Raw genomic sequence first — 18,143 nt, forward strand, 5'->3', positions numbered from 1 at the left:
AGTACCGCCCGTTGCCGAGCGGAAGGCTATGAGAACACTTCACGAAAGCGTGGCCGCTTCCAGGGTTACCCCTGAGCAACCTTTCCCGTACGCCGCGTCGGTAGTCCACGTCAAGCGAAGCTGGCCCGATCGTGGCGCCTGGTAGGCCACGGACAGCACGGTGGACTTCAGCGTCTCGCCGCGCTGTTCGAAGACCGTAGTGCCGGTCGACTTGCCCGTGGTCAGCCGCGCGGTCAGCTTTCCCCGACCGGCGACCACTCCGGCATAGAGCTTGAGGACACGCGGGGTGGTCCCGGCCGGAGCCGAGAGCGTGAACCCGTTGCCCTGCCCGCAGGTGCGGATACCGGTCGCGGTGCCGTCGCTGGTGGACACCGGGAAGCCGCCGGTCCAGCGGAACTTCGTCCCGCTGAGCGAGTGCTGCTGGCGGGGCGCGGTCGGCGCGCCCTCGAGGATGCGGAACTCGCCGCTGTCGCGTTCGAGGGCGAAGGTGCCGCCGAGTCCCCAGTGCACCCAGTCGCTGTCACCCTCGGACGACAGGTTGACCACCGACGGTGGTGTGGCGCGGGTGATGCTGACGAAGTCGTGGTCGGGCGGCGGCGCGCTCGCGACCTTGGTGACCGAGGGGCTGGCCGACGGGCTGCCGAGCGGGATGAGCGCCTGGCTGTCCGTGGTCGGCAGCCGCAGGTCACCGAGTGCGGGCGCGGGCGGGTCGGGCGGCGGGGCGGCGGCCGGTTCCGAGCCGAAGCCGCGGGCGGCGACGAAACCGAACCCGACCACGAAGATCACCCCGGCCAGGATCACGGCGGCCGACGAGAGCGTCTCGTTCCACTGCTGACCGTCCTCGGCGAGCTCGACGGCCCGCCGGCGTCCGCCGGTGCCGCGCCGGCGGCGACCATCTCCGGTCGACGGCAACCGGCCCTCCAAAAATTTCCAAGTGTGTGTGGGGGCGTCAACAATGGCACTTCGATCAGTGACGGTGAAGAGCGGATTCAGTAACGGACGATCATTCGTGCCGGAGGTTCGGCGTGGGGTTGATCACGAAAGGCGGGTACCGTGTCCGATGTTTCCGGACCACGCCGAAACAGGAGAGTCTTCGACATATGAGCACCGAGACCGCCAAACCCATCAGCGGCGACACGGCGAAGCGCCGCAGCCAGGCCGTCGCCGGCGCGATCGCCGGCCTGGCGGTCATCGCCATCCTGGTGGTTGTCTTCATCACCGTGCGCGGCGGCTCCGGCGACCCGGCCACGCCGCCGGCCGCCGCCCCCGCGTCCGCCGCCGCCCCCGCCGAGACGCCGGCCGAGGTCCCGCCGTCGGCCGCCGCCGACCCGGCCCAGCCGCCCCAGCCCGGCGCGGTCGAGACTCCTCCCGCCCTCGCCAAGGAACCCGTCGTCAAGGGCGGCACCGGCACGCTGAAAGACCTCAAGGTGACCGTCCTGGTTCCCGGCACCGGCCCCGCGGTCCAGGCGGGTCAGACCGTCACGGCCAACTACGTGCTGGTCAACTACAAGACCGGCCAGCCCATCGAGTCGTCGTTCAAGACCGGTCGTCCGTTCACCGCCCCGATCGGCGCCGGTCAGGTCATCCAGGGCTGGGACAAGGGCATCCCCGGCCAGAAGGTCGGCAGCCGCATCCAGATCGACGTGCCCGCCGCGCTGGCCTACGGCCCCGAGCAGGGCGACCTGCGCTTCGTGGTCGACATTCTGGCCGCGCAGTAGGTCAGAGTTCCGAGACGCAGTGGGTCAGAGTTCCGAGACGCAGTGGGTCAGAGTTCCGAGACGCAGTAGGTCAGAGTTCCGAGACGACGACGTCCAGCTGTCGGGGGCGGCCCGCACCGGTGGGCTGCTCCTCGACGGTGTATTTCAGATCGCGCAACGCCGTCACGATCTCGTCGACCGAGGCCGGCTCGACGGCGGCCTCGGCCAGGGCCCGTACGATCCGGCCCTTGGTCGCCTTGTTGAAGTGGCTGACCACCGACCGTTTCCCGACCCCGCCGACGACCCGCTCGTGCAGCACGCGCACGGTCGCCGAGGTCGCGGCGGGCGGCGTCCACATCGCCGCGTAGGCCCCCGACCGCAGGTCGAGCACCGGCCCTTGCGACGCCACCGGGTCGAGGGCCTTCGGCAAGACCTTCTTCCAGTACGCCGTGAGCCCGCCCACGGTCGGCAGGGTCACCCCGACCGACAGCCGGTAGGCCGGGATGCGGTCGTCGAGACGCACGACACCCCAGAGCCCCGAGAACACGACTGCCCGCGAATCGACCCACGCTCGCGCCTCGCCCGACAGGCTGTGCGCGTCGAGCGCCTCGTAGAGCACCCCGCTGTAGATCGAGGCCGCCGGCGCCGCCGGAGCCGAGCGCAGGGCGGCGTTGCGAGCGATCTCGTCGGTCTGCCCGGCTGACAGGCCCAGCGTGGCCAGCGAGTCGGCCACCGACCGCGCGCTGCTGCGTCCACTCATCGCCACGAGCTTGGTGAGCACCCGCTTGCGGGGCGTCGCCAGGGCCGGTAGCCACAACGACCCCGGGTCGACGGGGTCACCCTCGGTAGCGACGGTCTTGCCCTCGGACGGCGGCAGCAGGATCAGCACCCCGCAAGATTAGTGCCCGTCCCGGTCCATCAACGCGTCGCCCACCGTCTGATAGACGGCCAGCCGCGGCGTCAGGCCGACCGTGTCGAGCAGCCGGCCGAGGAAGTCGCCCGGGGCCGCGAGCCGCAGCCAGCCACCGACAGCGGACGCCCGGTTGTGCCCGACGACCAGGGCCGAAAGCCCGGTCGAGTCGCAGAAGTCGATGCCCGACAGGTCGATCACGACGCGCGGTTCCGGTCGTTCCAGCACCTGGTCGAGCGCCGTAGTCAGGGTGGTTCCACTGTCGATGTCGAGATTGCCCCGAACTGTAACGACCACCGATTCGTCACTGTTGTCGACTACGGACACGTGCACGACGACCTCCGGACCTCGAGGGGTGAGGCAACCCACCTTCACTGCCCACTCGATGACCGAAAGTCACCTTGTTGATGTCGCGGAACTCGCCGGGACGTCGATGGTCGTCTTCACCGTGGCCTGATCGAGGTCGCTGATCCGTACGGTGAACTTGATCTCGTAGGTCCCGGCCAGGGGGAAGGTCAGCGCGCCCAGGGCGTGGTGGGTGGGGATGAGCCCGAGCATCGGCGCGCTGAACGGCTCCACGTCCTGCCCGAGCAGGCGCGCCGACACCTTCCACTCCTTGCCCGGCAGGGGCGCCCCGGCCGGCGTGTAGAGGAACGCGTGCACGGTGTTGTTGTCGCCGACCTGCACCGGGTAGATGTTGAACTGCAGCGTGTAGATGGGGCTGGTCAGCGTCTGCGAGATCCCGTTGTCACGCACCGCGCCCTGGTCGACCGTCGCGCTGCGACCCGGGTTGACCTGCACGAGCACGGCGCTCAGGCCGAGCACGACCGTCGTCGCCACCACTTCGAGCGCGACCAGTCGCCGCATCCGGGACGCGCCCGCGGCCGGCACCTGCTTGCGCTGCACCATCCTGCGGGCGAACGCGGCCGCTCCGAGCGTCGCCGCGAGCACGCCGACCTTGGCCATCAGGAGCTGACCGTACGACGTCTCCCACAGGGCCTTGATCGAGCCGACCTGCACGACCGCCTGCACGACGCCGCCCGCGACCAGCCACACGACCGCCAGGCCGGCCCAGCGTGACCAGGCCGGAAGCACGACACCGAGCGCGCGCGGATGGGTGCGGCGCAGCAGGAAGACGGTGAGGGTGACCAGCCCGCCGAGCCAGACGGCCATCGCCGCGATGTGCACGACGTCCGACGCCACGATCACGCCGGCCAGGGGAGAGGCGGCGGCGTGCCCGGTCAGCGGCCACGTGGTCATGGCGGCCAGCGCGAGCCCGATCAGGGTGAGCCCGCGAACGCGTCCGGCGGTGCCGCGCAGCGCCGGTCCGAGCAGCCCGGCGATCACCCCCAGCAGCGCCAGCCGGGCCACCAGGATCAGGCCGAACGAGCTGCTCAGCACCTGCCCGAGATCGGTGGCCGAGACGTCCCACAGCGGCGCTCCGGTGCTGGCCGGCGCCTGCGTCCAGAGCGCCCCCAGCGTCGCGACACCGATCAACCCCAGGCCCGCGTACGCCGTCAGGGCCGCCGCCCGCCGTTGGCGGCGCCGGGGCCACAGCACCGCCAGGAAGATCGCCGGGCCGACGGCGAGCGTGAGACCGGCGTACGCCAGGAAGCGCGTGACCGGCGTGGCCAGGGTGACCGACCGATGGATGCCGGCCGCGCCCGGTTCGGCCGGCGCGGTGCTGGGCGCCCCGACCGAGAACGTGAGCGCGCCGCCGACCGGATGGCTGTCGGCCGAGATGACCCGATAGCTGACCAGGTAGGTGCCGAGCGGCCGGTCGGCTTTGCGCACCGGGATGCGCAGCGTCGCGCCGGACGAGGTGGCCTCGTCCGAGATCCGTTTGCCGTCGGGCGAGATGACCTGCACGCGGCCGGCGACCGGGGTCACCGGCTCGCTGAAGGTGACGATCACCTCGGTCGGTGAGCTGCCCACCACACTGCCGGGCGCGGGGGTGGCCCCGAGCAGCGCGGCGTGCGCGGAGGCGGGGCCGGCGGGCAGGGCGACAGTGCCGAGCGCGACGACCAGGAGCAGCAGAAGCGCGCGCACGGCCTTTCTCACGGGTGATAGTTCGGATGGCGGAGCGGAAAGGTTCAAACCGCGTGACGCGGGGGACCTCTATACGCTCATCGGCAGGTTCCCGTTCCCTTCAGGAGGCCGCCATGTCCATCCATCCCCGCGCCGGGCAGCCGGCCGAGCCGCGCGATCTGATCGACGTGCCGAAGGTGGTCTCGCGCTACTACACCGAGCACCCCGACCCCGAGGTGATCGGCGAGCGGGTCGCGTTCGGCACCTCCGGTCACCGTGGTTCCAGCCTGCGCACCGCGTTCAACGAGGACCACATCGCCGCGACCAGCCAGGCGATCGTCGAGTACCGCCGCGCTCAAGGCACCGACGGCCCGCTCTTCCTGGGCCGTGACTCGCACGCGCTGAGCGAGCCCGCCATGATCACCGCGCTCGAGGTCTTCGCGGCCAACGAGGTGACGACGCTGATCGACAGCCGCGACGGCTACACGCCGACCCCCGGCGTGTCGCACGCGATCCTCACCCACAACCGCGGCCGCTCGACCGGCCTGGCCGACGGGGTCGTGGTCACGCCGTCGCACAACCCGCCCGACGACGGCGGCTTCAAGTACAACCCGCCCAACGGCGGCCCGGCCGACGCCGACGCGACCCGCTGGATCCAGGACCGGGCCAACGAGCTGATCGCGGCCGGTCTCAAGGGCGTGCGGCGGGTTGCGGCGGTCAAGGCCCGCGAGTCGGCCTCGGTCTCGGGCTACGACTTCCTCGACGCGTACGTCGGTGACCTTCCCGCCGTGATCGACCTCGACGCGATCCGGTCGGCCGGGCTGCGCATCGGCGCCGACCCGCTCGGCGGCGCGAGCGTCGCCTACTGGGGCGCGATCGCCGAGCGCTACGGCCTCGACCTGACCGTGGTGAACCCGAACGTCGACCCGACCTTCGGCTTCATGACGCTCGACTGGGACGGCAAGATCCGCATGGACTGCTCGTCGCCGTACGCGATGGCGTCGCTGATCCACCAGAAGGACCGCTTCCAGATCGCCACCGGCAACGACGCGGACGCCGACCGGCACGGCATCGTCACCCCCGACGCGGGCCTGATGAACCCCAACCACTACCTGGCCGTGGCGATCAACTACCTGTTCACGAACCGCACCGACTGGCCGGCCGGCGCCGCCATCGGCAAGACGCTGGTCTCGTCCTCGATGATCGACCGGGTCGCGGCCGATCTCGGCCGCCGCCTCGACGAGGTGCCGGTGGGCTTCAAGTGGTTCGTGCCCGGCCTGCTCGACGGCTCGATCGGCTTCGGCGGCGAGGAGAGCGCGGGCGGCTCGTTCCTGCGCCGCGACGGCGGCACCTGGAGCACCGACAAGGACGGCCTCCTGCTCGACCTGCTCGCCTCCGAGATCCTGGCGGTCACCGGGCGCACGCCCAGCGAGCACTACCGCGATCTGACGGCCAGGTTCGGCGAGCCCGCGTACGCCCGCATCGACGCCCCCGCCACCCGCGAGGAGAAGGCGATCCTGGCCAAGCTGTCGCCCGAGCAGGTCACGGCCAAGGAGCTCGACGGCGAGCCGATCACCGCCGTGCTGACCACCGCGCCCGGCAACGGCGCGCCGATCGGCGGTCTCAAGGTGGCCACCGAGTCGGGCTGGTTCGCCGCCCGCCCGTCCGGCACCGAGGACGTCTACAAGATCTACGCTGAGTCGTTCCGCGGCCCCGACCACCTGGGCAACATCCAGGAGGAGGCCCGCGCCGTCGTGTCGGCCGCCCTGCGGGGCTGATCGGCTCAGTTTCCGCGGCTCCCGGCCGACCAGAGGGGCGAAGGCCCTCATCGATCCGGGAGCCGTAGGACGCTGATGAGAAGATCCCTGGTGTACGGGGCCGGCGCCCTCACGGTGTCCTGCGCCGGGGTTGCGTGGTCGTGCACCTGGCACGTGACCGGCGGTTCCGGCGCGATCGTCGTCGGCAACGCCGGCGGTCTGGCGGGGATGGTCGCGGCCGTGCTCAGCCTGCGCGACCTGGGCGCCACGGTAACGCTGCCCGGGCCGGTGCGCGCGTTCTGGCACAGGCTCTCGCAGTCGGCTCTGTGCCTGGTCATCGGCAGTGCCGCTCAGTTGATCCTGGGCGACGTCAACGCCGGGCTGTCGCTGGCCTTCGCCCTTCCGATGATCATGGGCGCCGTGCTGGCCCTGGCCGCCTTCGGTCGTCTGCGCCCGCCCCCATGCACGTGGCCCGGCTGGACCCGCGCGCTGCTCGACGTCGTCACCGTGATGGTGGCCGGCGCGATCGTCTTCGGCTACGTCGCGGCCAAGTTCGTCCCGTCCGGCACCACCACGCCGGGTGCCGCCGCGGGCGGCGCAGTCGGTGTGTCCTCGCTGCTCATCCTGCTGCTGATCGGCCGGGCGCCGATCCACGGGACAGGCTTGCGGCTCCTCGGCGTGGCCCCGCCGGGGATCGCCGCGGCCGCGGTCGTGATGATCGCGACCAGCGACGAGACCCGGATGTGGATGACCATGCTCGGCACACCGCTGCTCGCCCTGTCGTTCTGCGCCGCCGCCTGCCGCCAGCACCTGGCCGCCGGGCCGCCGGGCCCGGCGCCGGCCCGGTCCGAGCCGCGCGCGTCGCGCGGGGTGCTGCCGATGCTGGCCGTGGCCGTCGCGGTCGGCATGGTGTCGATCGTGTCGGCCCGCGACCTGCACGGCGTCGAACGACTCGTGATCGTCGGCGCGGCCCTGATCGCCGCCCTGGTGGCCCTGCGTCAGTTGCTCGGCCTGCGTGAGAACCGGCAGCTCCTGGACGGGCTGCGCGCCCAGGGGGCCGAGCTGGAGCGGATCGCGATGACCGACCCGCTGACCGGTCTGCCCAACCGCACCCGCTTCTCGGCCGTGCTGGCCGAACGGCTGGCTGCGCACCGCCCGGTCACGGTGCTGCTGATCGACCTCGACGATTTCAAGACCATCAACGACACGATGGGCCCGGCCTGCGGCGACCAGCTGCTGTTCGAGGTGGGGCAGCGGCTGCGGACGACCGCCGGGTCCGACGGACTCCCGGCGCGCCTGGGCGGCGACGAGTTCGCCCTGCTGCTCGACGTCGAGGAGGTGGCCTCGGCCGAACAGGCGGCGGCCGGCGCGCTGCACGACCTGGCCGAGCCGTTCCGGGTCGGCGAACACCACCTGCTGGCCCACGCCAGCCTCGGCGTGGCGATCGCGGGTTCCGGCGACACCGCCGACGAGGTGCTGCGCAACGCCGACATCGCGATGTACGCGGCCAAGGAGGGCGGCAAGGCGGCCTGGACCCGGTTCGAGCCGTGCATGCGCCAGGAGGTCGTCAACCACGCCCGGCTCGGCAGCGAGCTGCGCGACGCGCTCGTGCGCGGCGAGCTGTACCTGCTCTACCAACTGGTTTTCGATATCGTCACCGGCCGCGCGCACGGGGCCGAGGCGCTGGTGCGCTGGAACCACCCGGTGCGCGGTTTCGTCTCGCCCGGCGAGTTCATTCCGGTGGCCGAGCGTTCCGGCCTGATCGTGCCGCTCGGCTCGTGGGTGCTGCGCGAGGCGTGCGAGCAGCTCGCCCGCTGGCACCGCGAGTACGGCGACGGCGCGATCGAAGCGATCAACGTGAACGTGGCGGTCCGCCAGCTGCGCGAGCCCGGCTTCGTCGACGAGGTGGCGGGCGTGCTCGCGGCGACCGGGTTGCTGCCGCGCAACCTGGTGCTGGAGGTGACCGAGTCGTCGGTCGCGGACGGCCGCCAGGTGCGCGACACGCTGCACATGCTGCACGAGTTGGGCGTACGCCTGGCCCTGGACGACTTCGGCACCGGCCAGTCGTCGCTGAGCCTGCTGCGCGCCTTCCCGGTCGACGTCCTCAAGCTCGACAAGTCGTTCGTCGACGGTATCGCCGACGGCGAGGACCGGGGCCGCCTCGCGGTCGCCGCCGCGGTCGCCCAGCTCGCCGAATATCTGCAACTCAGCGCGGTCGCCGAGGGCATCGAGACCGAGGCCCAGCTGATCCGCCTGCGCGACATGGGTTACCGCCTGGGACAGGGCTTCCACATGGCCAAGCCCCTACCGGCCGAGGAGGCCGGCGCGCTCATGTCGAACGCACCGGCCGATCCTCTTTTACTCAGGCCGTGACCTCGTTGCGCTCTTCCGTGCCCCAGAGGGTGTGGAAGGAGCCGTCCTTGTCGACGCGGCGGTAGGTGTGGGCGCCGAAGAAGTCGCGCTGGCCCTGGATCAGTGCGGCCGGCAGGCGCTCGGCGCGCAGGCCGTCGTAGTAGGCCAGGGCCGACGCGAAGCCGGGCGCCGGGATGCCCTGCTGGGCGGCGGTCACCACGACGCGGCGCCAGGCGTCCTGCGCGCCGCTGACGGCGTCCAGGAAGTACTGGTCGACCAGCAGCGTGGTCAGCTCGGGCGACTTGTCGTACGCCTGCTTGATGAAGTCGAGGAACTTGGCGCGGATGATGCAGCCCGCGCGCCAGATCTTCGCCATCGCGCCCGGGTCGACGTCCCAGCCGTACTCCTTGCTGGCCGCCTGGATCTGCTGGAAACCCTGCGCGTAGGCCACGATCTTCGAGGCGAACAGCGCCTGCTCGACGTCGGCCTGCAGGTCGCCGCCGTGCTCGCCGGCCGTGACCGACGGGCCGGGCAGACCGGCCTGTGCCGCCGAGGCGCGCACGTCGGCGCCGCCGGACAGGGCCCGCGCGAACACCGACTCGGCGATGCCGCTGACCGGCACGCCCAGGTCTAGGGCCGACTGCACGGTCCAGCGGCCGGTGCCCTTCTGCTCGGCCTGGTCGACGATGACGTCGACGAGCGGCTTGCCCGTGTCGGCGTCGGTCTGCTTGAGCACCTCGGCCGTGATCTCGATCAGGTACGAGCCCAGCCGGCCCTCGTTCCAGACGCGGAAGATGTCGGCGATCTCGGACGGCGAGTGCCCGCCGACGCGGCGCAGCAGGTCGTAGGCCTCGGCGATCAGCTGCATGTCGGCGTACTCGATGCCGTTGTGCACCATCTTGACGAAGTGCCCGGCGCCGTCCGGCCCGACGTGCACGCAGCAGGTCTCGCCGTCGTCGGCCTTGGCCGCGATGTCCTCGAGCAGCGGGCCGAGCGCCTGGTACGACTCGACCGAGCCGCCCGGCATGATGCTCGGGCCGTGCAGTGCGCCCTCCTCGCCGCCCGAGACGCCGGTGCCCACGAAGTGCAGGCCGCGCTCGCGCAGCGCCGCCTCACGCCGGCGGGTGTCGAGGAAATGGGCGTTGCCCGCGTCGATGAGCATGTCGCCCTCTTCGAGCAGCGGGGCGAACTCCTCGATCACGGCGTCGGTCGGCGCGCCGGCCTTGACCATGATGAGTACGCGGCGGGGACGCTCGAGGCTGGCCACGAACTCCTCGGCCGTCTCGGCGGGCAGGAACGTGCCCTCGTGCCCGAACTCCTCGACGAGTTCCTTGGTGCGGTTGTAAGAACGGTTGTGCACGGCCACCGTATGACCGTGCCGGGCGAAGTTCCGGGCCAGGTTGCGTCCCATCACAGCGAGGCCCGTGACCCCGATCTGCGCCTTCTCCGTCATCATTGACACCTTTCCCTAAGCAGCAGAACCACGCCGCTCAAATGAGGATTATTCAGGGCGGGGGAGACCTAGTCGCTAGCCTATATCTGAGAGCAGCTCCGGGTCGGCCCTGAATAACCCTCATTCTTACGGCTCCACAACGATCACAGTTCACACCAGTTCACGTGGTGGACGCGATGAGACCTTCATGACTGCCCATCGTCGGGCGGGTATGACGTCGGCGGTAGGCTCTGCGCATGCCGATCGGGACGTGCTCATGAAGCGCGGCGAGATCTGGACCATCGGCAACGCGACTGATCTGCGCTATCGGGTTCTCGTGCTCTCCGGCGACTCGTACAACGAACGCGACAACGCCTCCCCGTTCTGCGCGCCGATCGTGCGCCAGCGCGGTGTGACCGAACTCCCGCCCTATGCGGTTCCCCTCACCGAGCAGGACCCGATCACCGGAGTCGTGGTCGTCAACCGCATGCGGCGCCTGCCCGCCTCGGTCGGAGCCGAGCGGATCGGCATGGTCACCGGCTCGAGCATGGCTCGTCTGACCGAGGCGATGCGGTCCCTGTTCGAGCTCTGAACCTGACCGATCAACCCTCGTCCCACTCCATCAGGGCACACCCGGTCAGGTGACTGGTGTGCCGCGCGGCCGCAGGTGGGAGCCGGTCGGGATGATCGGCCGATGACGGCGGCGGGTGGACAGGCGTATTCATAACCGGCAAGCGAACCTGGAGAGGACGAAGGCGTGACACAGGCGTACGCGGCGGCGGTGGAGAGCCTGCGCCCCGGCGCGCCGGCCGGCACCGGCGAGGCCGCTCGCCTGACCGTCGAGCGCGCGGTCGGGCTGCTGGCCGGCCGGGCTCGCTGCCGGCTGACCGAGGCGCACCGCCACCTGCTGCGCATGGCCGCCGAGGAGGATCGAGGCCTCTACGAGGTCGCGGTCGGCGTGATCCGGCTGCTCGACGTCGCCGACGCGGAACCGGGCCTCGGCGGCGGCCAGTCCCCGCTGCGGTTCGCCGCGCCGATCCGCCGGTTCGCGCCGTGGATCGGCATGGTGCAACGGGTTCTCGACGTGGCGCCGGGCATGGCGTCCTACCTCAGCGCCGAGCGTGGCCCCGACGGCCGGCTGCTCGACCTGATCTGGGCCGCGGCGAGCCCCGACGCCGTCGTGGCCAACGGTCTGCGCGGGTCCGAGCTGATCGGGCTGCGCGTCTCCGAGCACTTCCCCGAGGTCGTCGCGAGCGACCGCTGGGTCGTCTACCAGCAGGTCCTCGACTCCGGGGCGCCGGCCGCGCTGGGCCCCTTCCGCCACCACGACGGCGTCTACTCGGTGCGCGCCCACCGGCTCGGCGAAGGGCTGATGCTCAACTGGACCCGGCACGACGAGATGCCCGGTGGGCTGGCCGACCGGCTGGCCGGCACCGAGCGGCTCGGCAACCTCGGCTGGGGCGAGTGGGACCTGGTCAGCGGCGAGATCTACTGGTCCGACCAGCTCTACCGCATCTACGAACGCGATCCCCGGCTCGGCCCGATCGACCCGGCCGCCCGCGACACCGACGGGCTCGAGGAGGACGAACCGCTGCGCGTCGCGGCCAAGGAGCAGCTCGAGCGCGGCGACCGGGTCGACGTGATCACGCGGGTGCGGGTCAACGGGCGGGTGAAGCACCTGCGCACGGTGGCCGACGCCAGCCGTGACACCGACGGCAACCCGCTGCGCGTCTACGGCATCGTGCAGGACGTCACCGAGCAGGAGAGCGGGGCCAAGCGGCTCGCCGAGGTCGAACGCCAGCTCGACGAGCAGCGCCGCGACCTGGCCGCCGAGCACGAGCTGGCCGGCCGTCTGCAGCGCATCATCCTGCCCATCCCCGACGGCCCGATCGTGCTGCCCGGGGTCAAGGTGGCGCTGCGCTACCTGCCGGCCGGGCAGGAGAGTCAGGTCGGCGGCGACTGGTACCACGCGGCCGAACTGCGTGACGGCTCGGTGCTGCTGGCCATCGGCGACGTCGCCGGGCACGGCACCCAGGCGGCCACCAACATGGCCCAGTTGCGGCACGCCCTGCGCGCCCTGGCCGTCACCACGAGCTGCCCGGCCGAGCTGCTCGGCCACCTGAACCGGCTGATCTGCGACCTCGAACGCGAGACGCCCGAGCTGACCGCCACCGCCGTCGTGGCCCGGTTCGACCCGGCGACCCACGAGATCGTCTGGGCCCAGGCCGGGCACCCGCCGCCGCTGCTGAGCCGGGGCGGGCGTACGGTGCCGCTGGAACGACCGGCCGGGCCGATGCTCGGCGTGGTCGAGGACGCCGCGTACGGCACCGCCCGGCTCGACTTCCGCGCCGGTGACCTGCTGCTGCTCTACACCGACGGGCTGGTCGAGCACCGCGACCGCGATCTCGACGACGGCCTGGCCCGGGTGATCGCCACGGTCGACGAGGCCGTGCGGGCCTCGCCCGGCCAGCCGCTGACCCAGCTCCTGGCCCGGCTGCGGCAGGCCAACCCCGACGACGACACCTGCATCCTGGCCGCCCGTCCGGTGACCGGCGCGACCCGAGATCTGCGCGGATATCTCGCTGACGGTGCCAAAATGTCGCATCTGCCCGGCTGAGCGCCCGTTTTCGGGAGATCATGTCGGCCGTGACCGGTCGCACGTTCGGTGTCCTGTCGCCCTTCGTCGGGGGCGACTACTACGGAGCCATCATCGCGGGCGCGAACCGCGCGGCCGTGGCCGGCGGCGACCGTCTCCTCGCGCTGCAGACGCTCGACCCCGGCTCCTACACGGCCGACCGCAGCGGCCTGCCCGACTATCGGCGTCCGGTCGCCTGGGCCCGGCTGGCCGGGCTGATCGTGCTGGCCGGGGCGGTGCACGAGGCGTACGCCCGATCGGCCCGGGAGGCGGGGCTGCCGGTGGTGACAGTGGGGCACCAGATGACCGGCTGCTCGGCCGTGCTGGCCGACAACACCTCGGGCACGTTCGCCGCGGTCAGCCACCTGATCGGTCACGGCCATCAGCGGATCGCCTTCGTCGGTCACCTCGACCACTCCGACGTGCGCGAGCGGCACAAGGGCTACCTGAGCGCGCTGTCCGGGCACGGACTGACCGCGTCGCCCGAACTGCTGCTCGACTGCGGCGACAACCACGAGAGCGGCGGCGAGATGGCGGCCGACCGGCTGGCCGGAGCGGGGATGCCGGCCACCGCTGTCGTCTGCGGCACCGACCGCAACGCGGTGGGCCTGGTGCGCCGGCTGGGCGAGCTGGGCCGCACCATCCCCGACGGGGTCGCGGTGGTCGGCTTCGACGACATCGCCGACGCCATGTACATGCGGCCGAGCCTGTCGACCGTCCTCCAGCCGTCCGACGACATCGGCGCCGCCGCGATCGCGTTGCTGGCCGAGCTGACCGGCAACCCCGGCGGGCCCCGGGTCGTGCGCCGGGTGCCGACCGAGTTCGTGCGGCGCGACTCGTGCGGGTGCCCGCCGACCGGGCTGCCGGTCACCGAGGACCTGACCCGCTACCTGTTCGGCCAGGTCAACCATCTGCAGCAGACCCTGGACATCCAGCACCTGCTCGGCGTCGAGCTGCTCGGAGCGCACGACCGCGACCCCCGCGAGCTGCGCTGGCTGGTGCGGACGACGGCGTTCGCCGGGTGCCTCGGCCTGTGGCGCGACAGCGTGCTGCCCTCGCTCGACACCGAACTGCGCATCGAGGGGGAGTACCCCGCCGGGCACGACCTGGTCGGCACCGTGATGCCGGTCAGCGAGTTCCCGCCGCCGCAGCTCTTCTCGCTCGCCGACGCGGCGGCCGGCGAGGCCGTCTTCGTCGTGCCGATCCGCAGCGCGACGCGCGACTGGGGCATGCTCGCCGCGGTCGGCCACATCCAGGAGAGCACCCCGCCGGGCAGCGAGATGATGAATCACTCCGGGGCCATGCTCGCCGCGGCGCTCGACCGGGGTGCGATGGTGACCGCCCTGCGCGAGCAGGAGCAGCAGCTTCGCGACGCGGCGCTGCACGACCCGCTCACCGGCCTGCCCAACCGGGTGCTGCTGGCCGACCGGATGAGCCAGGCCGGGCTGCGCGCCGCCCGGCAGTCCGGTCACCGTTTCGCCGTGCTGCTGCTCGACCTCAACGGGTTCAAGGCGGTGAACGACTCGCTCGGGCACGCGGCCGGCGACGTGCTGCTCATCGAGGTGGCCCGGCGGCTGACCGGTCTGCTGCGCGAGTCGGACACGGTGGCCCGGCTCGGCGGCGACGAGTTCGTGGTGCTGCTCGACGGGTTGCCCGCCGAGGGGGCCGAGCGGCTGGTGCGGGACACCATCGCCGCCCGGCTGACCGAGCCGTACGTCATCGACGGCGGGCGCGTCACGGTCGGTGTGAGCATCGGCGTGGCCCTCAGCGACGAGACCGGCGGCGGCGCCGACGCGTTGCTGCGCGAGGCCGACGCGGCCATGTACCGGGCGAAGGTCGCCTCTAGGGCAGGCTCCAGCTCTGGGTCTGCGCACCCGAGCACGCGGTGACCGTCGCGGTGGCGCCCGCGCGGCCCGGGTCGGTCAGGCAGCCGGCCGAATTGACCAGCGTGCCGTCCGGGCCGGCCCGCCACTGGCCGGCGTCGCCGTCGCCGCAGCCGCCGACCCGCACGCTGCCGTCGCCCTGGGCCTGCGCGCACTTGTCGCTCACCCGCAGCGTGCCGTCGGTGGCCAGGGTGAACGTCTGGGCCGACACACTCATGCAGCCGGACACCGTCACCGGGCTGCCGTCCCCGCCGAAGATGCCGCCACGAGCCAGGCAACGCCCGCCGGCCGCGGTGATCTTGCCGGTGCGGTCGGCGGCCGGCGGCGCCAGGGTGGGGTCGGCCGGTGCGCTGCTGGGCGGGGCCGAGGTCTTGACGCTCGGCGACGGCGACAGCGACGACGACACGCTCGGGGACGGCGACGAGGCGCTGGGGGAGACCGACGGGGAGGCCGACTTCGAAGCCTTCGCCGAGGCGGCGGCGCTGCTGATCGGGTCGAGCGGGGCCTGTCCGGGGGCGGCGGGCAGCGCGACACCCGGCTGCGGCAGCCCCGGGTCGCTCGCCGGCCCGAGGACCAGATAGCCGACCACGCCCAGGGCGAGCGCGGCCCCGCCGACGAAGATGCCGGCGCGGGCCAGCGGATGAAGGCCGGAACGAGGCCTGCGTGCGGGGGCCGGGTCGTCCACGACGGCCGGCTGCACCAGCGTGTCGCTCTCCCGTTCAGGCCGCTCGGCGGGCTCGGGCCAGGTCTCCGGCGCCTCGTCGGGGGCCTGCTCCGCTTCGGCGACGGCCTTCACGTACGGCCGTACGAGCACGGGATCCTCGCGACTCTCGTCGATGTCCGACACCATTCCCCCAGCCGATTCGGATCCACGTTGGACCGGTAGGAGAACATACGCCACATCCGCAAGGATCGATCACCCGATACCGGACTTTAACCGTACGTATTGGTCTGACCATTCTTAGGTGATCCAGCCGCCCGGAGTAGGGTGCCCGGATGGCCGCCCCCCGGATGGCGTGGCTCGACGGGCTGCGTGCCGTGGCGGTGCTGCTCGTCCTCTACGCCCACCTGAGCCGATACCTGCTGACCGACGCGCGCGCGTTCACCGCCGAGTGGCTGCACGCCGGACCGGCCGGGGTCATGCTGTTCTTCCTGGTCAGCGGCTACATCATCCCGGCCTCGCTGGAACGGCACGGCAGCCTGCGCCGGTTCTGGATCGGCCGGGCCGGGCGGCTGATCCCGCTCTACGCCGTGGTCGCGGTCGCCGTGGTGCTGCTCGGCTTCTATCGCCCGGCCGACCCGGCGGCGGCCGCGGTGGCGCACGCGACGATGGTGCCGTTCCTGCTCGGAGTTGCCCCGGCCACGCCGGTGTTCTGGACGCTCAGCTTCGAGATGGTGTTCTACCTGCTGGTCACGGCCCTGTTCGCGGTGCGGCGGCCGCGCGCCGACGGGGTGCTGGCCGTGCTGCTCGCGGTCGCCGCCGTGCTGAGCGCTCCGCTCGCGCCGCAGGCCGTCCGCACCCCGTACGCGGCAATCGCTCTTGTCGTGGGTCTGGCCGGGGTGCTGAGCCGGCGGCGCTGGGCCGTGACCGCCGGTGGCGTGCTGCTCGGCGGGCTGGCCCTGACGCTGGTCACCGCGGGCGCCGAACCCTCGCACGCCTGGGACGGGTTGCTCATCGTCGCGGTCATGTTCACCGGCACCACGATCTATCGCGCCGACAGCGGTCAGACCGGCTGGTGGCCCGTCGCCGTTGTCGCGCCGGTCGTGGCCGCGGGCCTGCTGACGAACTGGTTCGCCGAACTCGTCGCCCTCGACGCGCTGACCCCGCGCTACATGGCCCGGTCGGTGATCACGCTGCTGGTGTTCGCGGGCGCGTTCGCCGTGGGGATGCTGACCCGTCGATGGCGTACGCCCGGGTGGCTGGCGACGATCGGGGTGATCAGCTACTCCGTCTACCTCACCCACTACGTACTGTTACTGGTCTTGCGGCCGCTGCTGCCCGGGAACCTCTCGCTGGCGTGGCAGCTCGCGCTCGTCATGGCGTACCTCTCGGTGGTCTTCGCCGTCTCGTGGCTGACGCATCGTTACATCGAACTCCCGGGGCAGCGGTGGACCCGCCGAATGTCGGACGTATGGGAGAAACCGGCGCGGGTAACCCAACCCCATGCACCGGTACGGGGATGAGGTGTCGGCGATCGCCCGGCCCCTGGTCGACGACGGGGACCTGGGCGTTCTGCTCGACCGGGTCGGCGACGCCCGGGTCGTGATGATCGGCGAGGCCAGTCACGGCACGCACGAGTACTACACGTGGCGGGCCGCCCTGACCCGCCGGCTGATCGCGGAGTGTGACTTCTCGTTCGTCGCCGTCGAGGGCGACTGGCCCGACTGTGAACGGGTCGACGCGGCCGTGCGCGGTGACGCCGCAACCCCGCTGGAGGCCCTGCTCGGCTACGAACGGTGGCCGACCTGGATGTGGGCCAACGAGGAGGTCGTCGACTTCGCCGACTGGCTGTGCGCCTACAACGCGTCGTCGGCCCGGTCGGTCGGCTTCCACGGGCTCGACGTCTATTCGATGTGGGAGTCGTTGCGCGAGATCATCATGTGGCTGCGCGAGAACGATCCCGGCGCGGTCGAGCCCGCGCTCGCGGCCTATCACTGCCTCTCCGCCTATTCCGAGGACCCTCAGTCGTACGCCTGGGCGACGCGCTTCCTGCGGGCAAGCTGCGAGGACTCGGTCGTCCGCATGCTCATCGACCTGCGCGGCCGTGACCTGGCCGTGTGGCAGAACGCCGAGGTCGTCGCGGGCGCCGAGCACTACTACCGGGCGATGGCCATGGGCGGTCCGACCGCGTGGAACGTGCGCGACCGCCACATGGACGCGACGCTGGCCCGGCTGCTCCACGGGTACGGCGCGGGGTCGCGCGCCGTCGTGTGGGCGCACAACACGCATGTCGGCGACGCGAACGCCACCGACCAGGCGGCGCTCGGCGAGGTGACGATCGGGTCGCTGGCCCGGGAGCGCTTCGGTCGCGACCAGGTCGTGCTGATCGGGCTGGGCGGCCACCGTGGCAGCGTCGTCGCGGGGCGCTCGTGGGGCGCTGCTATGGAGCCTCTACCGGTGCCACCCGGCCGGCCGGGTTCGATCGAGGACATCCTGCACGCCACCGCCCCGGCTGACGCCCTGTTCGTCTTCCCGCCGCTCGCCTCACGGCCTGACGTGCTGGTCGACGCGCTGCCGCACCGGGCGATCGGCGTGGTCTACCGGCCCGAGCTCGACGCGGGCAACTACGTGCCGTCCGTCCTCGGCGACCGCTATGACGCGTTCCTGTGGTTCGACGAGACCCGGGCGCTGCGTCCCCTGCATCCCCTGCGCGTGGACACGCACGAACTGGAGACGTACCCGTCAGGGGTTTGACTTCTCGGCGGCCCGGCGTATTCTCAACCTACCA

Annotated in this window: 14 protein-coding genes; 8 read left to right on the top strand and 6 right to left on the bottom strand. The window is 71.9% G+C overall.

Features of this window, described 5'->3' with window-relative positions; all coding sequences use genetic code 11:
* Window positions 1-39 precede the first annotated feature (39 nt).
* Complete coding sequence (locus tag EER30_RS28725; protein ID WP_240670361.1) at window positions 40-912, bottom strand: hypothetical protein; 873 nt, start codon at window positions 910-912, stop codon at window positions 40-42.
* Window positions 913-1,100: 188 nt separating this feature from the next.
* Between EER30_RS28725 and EER30_RS28730 the strand changes: the two genes are divergently transcribed.
* Window positions 1,101-1,718 carry an FKBP-type peptidyl-prolyl cis-trans isomerase gene (locus EER30_RS28730; protein WP_127503733.1) on the top strand — a complete coding sequence of 206 codons (618 nt, stop codon included), beginning with the start codon at window positions 1,101-1,103 and terminating at the stop codon, window positions 1,716-1,718.
* A gap of 70 nt (window positions 1,719-1,788) precedes the next feature.
* On the opposite strand, the gene yaaA is transcribed toward EER30_RS28730, so the two are convergent.
* From yaaA to EER30_RS28745, 3 genes are all read right to left on the bottom strand, one after another.
* The gene (yaaA, locus tag EER30_RS28735; RefSeq protein ID WP_127503734.1) at window positions 1,789-2,586 is read right to left on the bottom strand and encodes a peroxide stress protein YaaA; all 798 of its coding nucleotides are present in this window, start codon (window positions 2,584-2,586) and stop codon (window positions 1,789-1,791) included.
* 9 nt (window positions 2,587-2,595) lie between these two features.
* Complete coding sequence (locus tag EER30_RS28740; RefSeq protein WP_127503735.1) at window positions 2,596-2,940, bottom strand: STAS domain-containing protein; 345 nt, start codon at window positions 2,938-2,940, stop codon at window positions 2,596-2,598.
* Window positions 2,941-3,003: 63 nt separating this feature from the next.
* On the bottom strand, window positions 3,004-4,656 hold the full coding sequence (locus EER30_RS28745) for a copper resistance CopC/CopD family protein (protein WP_127503736.1): 1,653 nt from the start codon (window positions 4,654-4,656) through the stop codon (window positions 3,004-3,006).
* 113 nt (window positions 4,657-4,769) lie between these two features.
* Here EER30_RS28745 and pgm point away from each other — a divergent pair, with 113 nt between their 5' ends.
* Entirely contained in the window at window positions 4,770-6,413 is a 1,644-nt protein-coding gene (gene pgm / locus EER30_RS28750; RefSeq protein WP_127503737.1) for a phosphoglucomutase (alpha-D-glucose-1,6-bisphosphate-dependent), read from the top strand.
* A 75-nt stretch (window positions 6,414-6,488) separates the two neighbouring features.
* Window positions 6,489-8,765: a putative bifunctional diguanylate cyclase/phosphodiesterase gene (locus EER30_RS28755; protein ID WP_127503738.1), complete on the top strand. Its 2,277-nt coding sequence runs from the start codon at window positions 6,489-6,491 to the stop codon at window positions 8,763-8,765.
* On the opposite strand, the gene gndA is transcribed toward EER30_RS28755, so the two are convergent.
* Window positions 8,755-10,197, bottom strand: coding sequence for an NADP-dependent phosphogluconate dehydrogenase (gene gndA, locus EER30_RS28760; protein WP_127503739.1), 1,443 nt, complete (start codon window positions 10,195-10,197; stop codon window positions 8,755-8,757). The genes EER30_RS28755 and gndA overlap by 11 nt on opposite strands.
* Window positions 10,198-10,453: 256 nt before the next feature.
* On the opposite strand from gndA, the gene EER30_RS28765 reads away from it, so the two are divergent.
* The 3 genes from EER30_RS28765 to EER30_RS28775 all read left to right on the top strand — a co-directional run bounded on the left by EER30_RS28765 (window position 10,454) and on the right by EER30_RS28775 (window position 14,700).
* Entirely contained in the window at window positions 10,454-10,768 is a 315-nt protein-coding gene (locus tag EER30_RS28765; RefSeq protein ID WP_127503740.1) for a type II toxin-antitoxin system PemK/MazF family toxin, read from the top strand.
* Between the two features lie 165 nt (window positions 10,769-10,933).
* Window positions 10,934-12,793 (top strand): SpoIIE family protein phosphatase, encoded by a 1,860-nt coding sequence (locus tag EER30_RS28770; RefSeq protein ID WP_240670362.1) that lies wholly within the window; start codon window positions 10,934-10,936, stop codon window positions 12,791-12,793.
* A gap of 29 nt (window positions 12,794-12,822) precedes the next feature.
* Window positions 12,823-14,700, top strand: coding sequence for a substrate-binding and GGDEF domain-containing protein (locus tag EER30_RS28775; protein ID WP_164842511.1), 1,878 nt, complete (start codon window positions 12,823-12,825; stop codon window positions 14,698-14,700).
* On the opposite strand, the gene EER30_RS28780 is transcribed toward EER30_RS28775, so the two are convergent.
* A complete protein-coding gene (locus EER30_RS28780) occupies window positions 14,654-15,544 on the bottom strand; it encodes an RICIN domain-containing protein (RefSeq protein WP_127503742.1) in 891 nt (296 codons plus the stop codon). The genes EER30_RS28775 and EER30_RS28780 overlap by 47 nt on opposite strands.
* Window positions 15,545-15,690: 146 nt before the next feature.
* Here EER30_RS28780 and EER30_RS28785 point away from each other — a divergent pair, with 146 nt between their 5' ends.
* Entirely contained in the window at window positions 15,691-16,878 is a 1,188-nt protein-coding gene (locus EER30_RS28785) for an acyltransferase family protein (protein ID WP_127503743.1), read from the top strand.
* The gene (locus tag EER30_RS28790; RefSeq protein ID WP_127503744.1) at window positions 16,859-18,109 is read left to right on the top strand and encodes an erythromycin esterase family protein; all 1,251 of its coding nucleotides are present in this window, start codon (window positions 16,859-16,861) and stop codon (window positions 18,107-18,109) included. The genes EER30_RS28785 and EER30_RS28790 overlap by 20 nt, the downstream gene beginning before the upstream one ends.
* Window positions 18,110-18,143 lie beyond the last annotated feature (34 nt).

Origin of the sequence: Actinoplanes solisilvae (assembly GCF_003999975.1) — a bacterium.
GTDB classification, from domain to species: domain Bacteria; phylum Actinomycetota; class Actinomycetes; order Mycobacteriales; family Micromonosporaceae; genus Actinoplanes; species Actinoplanes solisilvae.

Coding starts and splice junctions, on each gene's coding strand:
- EER30_RS28730 (WP_127503733.1), top strand. CDS start 1,101: ATGAGCACCGAGACCGCCAAACCCATCAGCGGCGACACGGCGAAGCGC.
- pgm (WP_127503737.1), top strand. CDS start 4,770: ATGTCCATCCATCCCCGCGCCGGGCAGCCGGCCGAGCCGCGCGATCTG.
- EER30_RS28755 (WP_127503738.1), top strand. CDS start 6,489: ATGAGAAGATCCCTGGTGTACGGGGCCGGCGCCCTCACGGTGTCCTGC.
- gndA (WP_127503739.1), bottom strand. CDS start 10,197: ATGACGGAGAAGGCGCAGATCGGGGTCACGGGCCTCGCTGTGATGGGA.
- EER30_RS28765 (WP_127503740.1), top strand. CDS start 10,454: ATGAAGCGCGGCGAGATCTGGACCATCGGCAACGCGACTGATCTGCGC.
- EER30_RS28780 (WP_127503742.1), bottom strand. CDS start 15,544: ATGGTGTCGGACATCGACGAGAGTCGCGAGGATCCCGTGCTCGTACGG.
- EER30_RS28785 (WP_127503743.1), top strand. CDS start 15,691: ATGGCCGCCCCCCGGATGGCGTGGCTCGACGGGCTGCGTGCCGTGGCG.
- EER30_RS28790 (WP_127503744.1), top strand. CDS start 16,859: ATGCACCGGTACGGGGATGAGGTGTCGGCGATCGCCCGGCCCCTGGTC.